4 protein-coding genes are annotated in these 8,063 nt (G+C 39.0%); 1 reads left to right on the top strand and 3 read right to left on the bottom strand.

What is annotated here, in order from left to right; genetic code table 11:
- Positions 1-197 precede the first annotated feature (197 nt).
- From nifJ to FFM78_RS13205, 3 genes are all read right to left on the bottom strand, one after another.
- Complete coding sequence (gene nifJ / locus FFM78_RS13215; RefSeq protein ID WP_137638861.1) at positions 198-3,737, bottom strand: pyruvate:ferredoxin (flavodoxin) oxidoreductase; 3,540 nt, start codon at positions 3,735-3,737, stop codon at positions 198-200.
- Positions 3,738-3,807: 70 nt separating this feature from the next.
- Positions 3,808-5,217 carry an NADPH-dependent glutamate synthase gene (gene gltA / locus FFM78_RS13210; RefSeq protein WP_137638860.1) on the bottom strand — a complete coding sequence of 470 codons (1,410 nt, stop codon included), beginning with the start codon at positions 5,215-5,217 and terminating at the stop codon, positions 3,808-3,810.
- Positions 5,218-5,551: 334 nt separating this feature from the next.
- Positions 5,552-6,001 (bottom strand): flavodoxin, encoded by a 450-nt coding sequence (locus FFM78_RS13205; protein ID WP_137638859.1) that lies wholly within the window; start codon positions 5,999-6,001, stop codon positions 5,552-5,554.
- A gap of 1,324 nt (positions 6,002-7,325) precedes the next feature.
- Here FFM78_RS13205 and FFM78_RS13200 point away from each other — a divergent pair.
- Positions 7,326-7,988, top strand: a complete 663-nt coding sequence (locus FFM78_RS13200; protein ID WP_137638858.1) for a helix-turn-helix transcriptional regulator — start codon at positions 7,326-7,328, stop codon at positions 7,986-7,988.
- Positions 7,989-8,063 lie beyond the last annotated feature (75 nt).

Below are 8,063 nucleotides of genomic sequence, written 5' to 3'. Positions count from 1 at the left end.
CATCAAGCTAAAAATGCCGCCTAACAAAAGACAACCAGATTTCTCAAAATCGAGAAGTTTGGTTGTCTTTTTAAAACGGGTGATTATTTACCGCTTACAAATTACCGGCCGCACAGTGGTAGCTACGCGCATAAAATTTAAATTATAAAAAAACACACTTACTTTACTAAGTAAGTGTGTTTTTGAAACAGCTTAAGTTAGTGCTTCTTCATTTCAACCATTCTGACATAAGCTTCAGAACGAGTCTTCATATCTGCTTCTGTCTGTTCAATCATTTCGTCGACCGTTGCACTATCTTTCTTGATATTGTGCAATGCAGAGAAACGAGTTTGTTTTTCAACAAATGCTGGGATCTTAGCGAAATCAGCCTTCTTGTAGTCTAACTTCATTGGATCCTTGCCACGAGCAGCTAAACGTGGATCGTAGCGGTAAAGTTGCCAATAACCAGCCTCGACGGCTTCTTTGGCTTCTTGAAGTGAGTTTCTCATGCCACCTTTAAGGCCATGGTTGATACATGGTGTATAACCAATGACGATTGATGGGCCTGGATAGCTTTCAGCTTCAGAAATAGCTTTAATTGCTTGTTCTGGGTTAGCTTCAATTGAGATCTGCGCAACATAGATGTTACCGTAAGTTGCAAAGATCATACCTAGATCCTTCTTAGCCGTCCGTTTACCACCAGCAGCAAATTTAGCAATAGCTGAAGTTGGTGTTGCTTTCGACATTTGGCCACCAGTATTAGCGTACAATTCATTATCCATGACGAAGACGTTGATATCTTCTCCACTAGCCAAGACATGATCGATACCACCAAAACCGATATCGTAAGCCCAGCCATCACCACCGATAATCCATTGACTAATCTTAGTGAAGAGGTCATTGTGTTTCAAGATTTCTTTCAATGCTGGGTCAGTTTCTTCCTGCAAGACAGCCGTTAACTTAGCAGCACGTTGTTGTGTGCCATCGCCATCTTCCATATGTTCTAACCAATCAGCTAATAATGCTTGCGTATCTGCAGAACCAAGCTTCTTGTCAAGCGCATCACGTACTTGAACTGCTAAACGGTTACGTTTAACGTTGTTAGCAGTATGCATCCCAAACCCAAATTCAGCGTTATCTTCAAATAAAGAGTTACTCCATGCTGGGCCATGACCTTCGTCATTAGTCGTGTATGGTGTTACTGGTGAAGAACCGCCCCAAATTGATGAGCAACCAGTCGTATTAGCAATCATCATATGATCCCCATATAATTGGGTCAACAATTTGATATAAGGTGTTTCACCACAACCTGAGCAAGCACCAGAGAATTCCATCAAAGGTTTTTCAAATTGAGAGCCTTTTACTGAATCTTTCTTAACTGGGTTGGCTTTTTGTTGTAAGGTCATTGCGAAAGCCCAATTCAAAGCTTCCTTCTTTTGTTCTTCATATGGTTTCATGACTAAAGCCTTACCTTTTGCCGGGCAAGCTTCGACACATAAACCACAACCTGTACAATCTTCTGGTGAAACCTGGATACGATACTTAAGACCATCTGGGCCTGTCATGTCGCGAGTAATGTAGCCTTCTGGTGCTTGTTCCATTTCTTCATCATCAGCAAGGAATGGACGAATTGCCGCATGTGGGCAAACAAAAGCACATTCATTACACATTGTACATCTGTCTGTAATCCATTCTGGTACTTCAAGTGCGATACCACGTTTTTCATAAGCGGCTGTACCTAATGGCATTTTACCACCTAACATACCATTATCAATTAAATCTTTAACTGATAAGTTATCGCCTTCTTGACTGTTCATTGGTTCAAGAATGTTGGCAATATATGAAGGGACTTCACGTTTTTCAGGTTTAGCTTCAGGATCAATTGTTGCCCAGTCAGCTGGTACGTCAACTTTGTGCAATGCATCAAAGGTTTCGTCAACAGCCTTCCAGTTCTTTTCAACAATTTCATGTGATTTCTTACCGTAAGTCTTATCAATTTCATCCTTTAATAAAGGAACAAATTTTTCACGGTCCATAATATCAGTTACTTCGAAGAATGCAGTTGACATAACGGTATTGATCCGCCGACCTAAGCCGCAACGTTGTGAAATTGCTAACGCATTGATCACATAGAAATTAATATTATGTTCACCAATATAACGCTTTAATTTTGCTGGTAATACTTTTTTAACTTCTTCAGGATCCCAGATAGCATTAAGCAGGAATGTTCCGCCATCTCTCAAACCTTTAAGCAAGTCATATTTGTGCAGATAAGCCGCATTATGACAACCAACAAAGTCTGGTTTTTCAACATAATAAGTCGAAGTGATTGGTTCGTGACCAAAACGCAAATGTGAAAGTGTTAACCCACTTGATTTTTTAGAATCATAAGCAAAATATGCTTGTGCGTATTGACCAGTATGGTCCCCAATGATCTTAATGGCTTGTTTATTAGCGCCGACAGTCCCATCAGAACCAAAGCCCCAGAACTTAGCCTGGAAAGTAGATGCAGGAGTTAAATCAAGAATTTCGCGTTTTGGCAAGGACAAATGCGTAACATCATCAACAATACCAATAGTAAAGCGTTGTTTCATGTCAGCAACTGGTTTTTCTAATTCGTCATAAACGGAAACAATTTGATCCGGCGTAACGTCTTTAGAAGCAATACCATAACGACCACCAATAACGATTGGACGATTTTCGTGGCGATAGAGAACACTTTGAACATCTAATAGTAATGGTTCACCATCAGAACCAGGTTCCTTAGTACGATCCAAAACAGCAACTTTTTCAATTGTCTTAGGCAATTTAGCCAGAATATCAGCTGCTGGGAATGGACGATACAAATGAATGTTCAAATGCCCAACTTTACGACCACGTTCATTTAAATACTTAACGGTTTGTTGAATCGTTGGTGAAACGGAACCAATCGAAATAATGACTTCTGTTGCTTCTGGGTCACCATAGTAATTAGTTAAATCGTAGTTAGTCCCACGTAATGCATTGATTTTTTGCATATATTTACGAACAATGGCAGGCATACGGTCGTAATATTGGTTAACCGTTTCTCTGGACTGGAAGTAAATATCTGGGTTCTGAGCTGAGCCAGAAACATATGGATGATTAGGGTTCATTGCACCATCACGGAACTTAGCCAATGCTTCCCAATTCATCATTGGTTTAAGATCTTCATAGTCGATAACTTCGATCCGTTGCAATTCATGACTAGTCCGGAAACCATCGAAGAAGTTAATGAAAGGCAAGCTACCTTCAATACTTGATAAATGAGCAACTGCCGAAAGATCCATGACTTCTTGTACGCCACTTTCAGCAAGCATACAGAAACCTGTTTGCCGTGCGGCCATAACATCACTGTGATCACCAAAGATACTTAATGCATTAGTAGATACGGCACGAGCCGCAACACTAAATACAGTTGGTAATAATTCACCAGCAATTTTGTACATGTTAGGGATCATCAATAATAGACCCTGTGATGCAGTATAGGTCGAAGTTAAGGCACCTGTCTTTAATGAACCATGAACGGCACCAGCAGCACCTGCTTCTGACTCCATTTCAACGACTTTTACTTTTTCCCCAAAAATATTTTTTTGTCCTTGTTCAGCCCATTGGTCAACAACTTCGGCCATGGTGGAACTTGGTGTAATTGGATAGATTGCGGCTACCTCGGTAAAGGCATAAGAAATATAAGCAGCTGCCGTATTACCATCCATTGTTTTCGTGTGTTTCTGTTTCATGATTTTTTTCGCATCCTTTTCGGAATATCTTCAACTTTACCAACAACATCTGACTGAATAAACTTTCACCCTAAACTGTAGCGGTTACATGTTGAGATTGAATATATTGATCAATTTCTTGCGCAGCAATTTTCCCAGCTCCCATTGCCAAAATAACGGTTGCAGGACCAGTGACAATGTCACCACCTGCAAAAACGCCAGGGATCGAAGTAGCACAAGTCTTACCATCTGTTTCAACACAACCCCACTTGTTAGTTTCAAGATCGGGGAATGTGTCCAACAGTACGCGATTAGCACCTTCGCCAATAGCCTCAATAGCGGCATCGGCTTCAATTACAAATTCACTGCCAGGAATCGGAACCGGCCGCCGCCGTCCTGAATCGTCTGGCTCGCCTAACTCCATTTTAATACACTTGACACCGGCCAATTTACCGTCAGCCCCCGCAAGATATTCAACTGGACTTGTTAGCCAATTGTATTCAATACCTTCTTCAACTGAATCTCGATACTCTTGAATTGCCGCAGGTAATTCTGTCAATGTCCGCCGATAAACGACTGTGACTGATTCGGCACCAGCACGTTTAGCCGAGCGGGCCGCATCCATAGCAACATTCCCGCCACCAATAACAACTACTTTTTTAGCCGATTGCATCGGCGTATCAAAATTGGAGTTCTGACTATTATGCATTAGATTAATATGTGTCAGATAATCCAATGAAGCATAAACGCCATCTAACTCATCACCAGGAACCCCCATCGAATAAGGCGTTCCTGCACCAACAGCGACATAGCAAGCATCGAAATCTTCCAAAATCTCATCAATTGTAATTGTTTTCCCAACGACGACATCCGTCTTCAATTCAACACCTTGTGCAAGAACTTGATCAATTTCTTTTTGAACAACCTCTCCTGGCAATCTAAACTCTGGAATACCATAAGTAAGAACGCCACCAGCGGCTGATGAAGATTCAAAAACAACAACTTGATAACCTGCTTTTGCCAAATCACCAGCAGCTGTTAACCCAGATGGGCCAGAACCAATCACTGCAACTTTGCCTTTATCATGAACCACGTTGGCCTCTTCAATTGGTTGATCCAAAGACCAATCACCAACCATTCGCTCTAAACGACCGATACCAACTGGTTCAAATTTTTTAGCCTGACCTAAACGACAAGCCATTTCACATTGTTTTTCTTGTGGGCAAACCCGTCCACAAATAGCTGGTAAATTAGTATACTTAGCAAGAACTTGCCGTGCACCTTCTAAATCGCCTTCCTTGATTTGTTTAATAAATCCAGGAATATCAATGTTCACCGGGCAATGTTGCATACATGGAGCATCCTTACATTGCAAGCAGCGGCTAGCCTCCAGCTGAGCCTCTTCTCGATTGTATCCAAAGCTAACTTCTTTAAAATTATGCTGACGCACATCGGGGGTTTGTTCCCGCATTGGTGTCTTATTATAACTGCGTTTTCCCATTTTAATGCACCCGCTTTACTTAATAAGCTTGTATCTCTTTCTAAACAATACTGACGTATTTATAATGAACGATGTCGTTCTACCTCAGTCTGTAGAAGCCCCCGTTGTGCGTGCATAGTCATACTTTGTTTGGTCACGCCAACCCTGTATAAGCGTCGATTCCTTCAACCAGTATTGCTGACTTAACCCTACTTAAGTTAACAATATTTCAATATCATACTCAATGAAAATTGTTGGGCTTGCTCAGAGCAAGCATAGCGGTCCTGTTCATTTAAGCTAAAGGCCATTACTTCCCCAAATATTGGCGTTCACTATTGAACAATTAATTATAAAACTAAGCCTGAGCGGCAACTAATTCTTTCACAAACGCTTTTAATCTTGTAGCGTCATCGTCATCTGCTTCGTTTTCAACTTTAACAGTTGCACTACCTTTTTTAGCGCCAGTTGCAGCAAAAGCTTCTTCAAATAAATCAGCAGCTTTACAGAAAGCATCAGGATATAATTCACTATCACCGGTACCAGCAACGCCGAAAACTTTACCAGATAAGTCTTGGTCAGATAATGAATCATGGAAATCTTCAAAATCGAATGGTACTTCACCATCGTTATAAGTATAGGTTGCTACAACACAGATATCTGCATCATCAAAGAAATCGTCATCCGCATCATCAGACTCAACACGTTCAACATCTAAACCTTCATCTTTAAAGGCCTGTTCTAAGATTTCAGAAATTCCCTCCGTGTTACCAGTCATAGTTGCGTACACAATTTTAGCAAGTGCCATGTTAATCATCCTTCCTAATAATAAATTTATTATTATCTTAAAGCAGTAGGTAAAACCTAATTGATCCCAATCAATCACCTACTGAATTAAAACAATAAGACCAAGCAGTTACAGATAACGCTTACAAACATAGTATACCACTTCCGTTAAAAAACTCAATATTTTTTAGGAAACGATAAAATTTTTTCAATTCTATTCTAAATGGCTAGTTTAAAGCATTTAGACGTAATTGCTTTGTCCAAATCTGATGTAAAACTAAACTTTTTTCACGTCTTACAGCTAATTTTATGTCTAGCGTATCACCTCCCAATTACTTATACTTCATTTTTGAACACGGTGACAATTCACCTGCTAGTGTTGAGTACCCTGATCAATTCCACGTGTTTACAATTTTAGCGTTACACTGTGTCAACAATAATTACGCCATTGTAAATCTTGATCAATAGTAAAATCAGTAGCCAAAATTTTGCCTTAAAAATGTTTACTGACTAATACTGAACAGATCAACGATTTGTAAGCGGTACCATTTAAGAATTAACACCTAAATCATTTTTAGTTAAATCAGCGTTAACTAAGCACTATAAGTCATATTGTGAATTATTTCACCTTTTCGGGTCAATTATAACAGGAACCCGACCACTTGCCTACACTTTTTGTAGATTTTTTAAGTGTATAAGAAATCACCTTAAAATCTACCTGCCATTTAATTAATTTGCTACTTAGACCTACTCCACAACCATTATTTTTTGAATAAACCTGTAAAATCACCGACCTAAAAGTGTTGGCGATTAATTTTAAGCCAGATTTACTGGATCAGCAGTGCCAAAATCATCGCTATCTTAGCCTCAATTATTTGCCATGATCAGCATAATAAACGATCTGCTTTTAGTCACTGCGATCATAAAGGGATAAATGATTAGGTCCGCAACTTGGGTAAAAACAAACAGTAAAAGCCATGACACCATTCCTGTCTACTCAAATCGGATCATACACTTAAATTTTTATGCTTCTAGCTTACCGCGCAAGGCCACCATTTTCGATGTGATTTTTGCACAATAGAAGACGTTACAATGATTGCTACTGAATAAAATAGGCGCGCTTGATTCAACTTAATTATTCGCAAAATATTTTGATTACTGTTAAGGCTCGCAACATGATTCTATATTTTGCTCGCTAAAAAATATATAGCCCAACTAAAAAATATTTAATTGCTAATTCTTTTTAAAAATCGCAATTGTTGGTATAATAAAGCTTGTAAACAATAAAATTTTTTGGTTCGCCAGTTTATAAATATCCTACACCTATAATAAAGAAGGTATCCATAATGCTAACAGACGATAAACTCAACTTTTTAAGTCAAATCGGTAAGGCTTTAGCAGGGCAGTTCGGCGAAAATTGTGAAGTCGTCATCCATCGAATCGATCCTAACGATATGAACCACACCATCGTTTCGATTGAAAATGGTCAAGTTTCTTCAAGACAGTTAGGAGATGATTCTTCGCAAATTGTGTTAGAAACGCTCAAAAAAGATCCAACCGAGCTAAAAGACCATATTAATTACATCACCCATACTCATGACGGTCGGGTTCTTAAATCTAGCACCCTTTATCTTAAGGACGGACAAGGTAATTTAGAAGCTATTTTTACCGTTAACTATGATGTTTCTAATTTAATTATGGCGGAGAACGTCCTACATTCCTTTACGGCCGTCAAAACCAAGGAAGATTCTAACGAACCAAGTTTTGTTCCCCAAAACGTTAATGAATTACTTGATGATCTTATTCAAGAATCAGTTAAATTAGTGGGTAAACCTGTTTCACTAATGACCAAAGAAGATAAAGTCAAAAGCATTCAGTTTCTTAACAGTAAAGGTGCTTTTCTAGTGACTAAGTCAGGAGACAAGGTTTCACAATACTTTAATATTTCCAAATACACATTATATAGTTATATCGATGCTAAGAAAGAGAGTGTCAAGAATTTTGTGTAAATGAGTAACTCTTGTTTGCACGATTAAATGACCAATTTCAAAACATTGATTCTAATGTATCTTGACATTGTTTGA

This window comes from Loigolactobacillus binensis (genome assembly GCF_005405165.1).
Lineage (GTDB): Bacteria > Bacillota > Bacilli > Lactobacillales > Lactobacillaceae > Loigolactobacillus > Loigolactobacillus binensis.
Note: the sequence above shows the minus strand (reverse complement) of the source record. Positions and strands in the feature narration are given on the sequence as shown.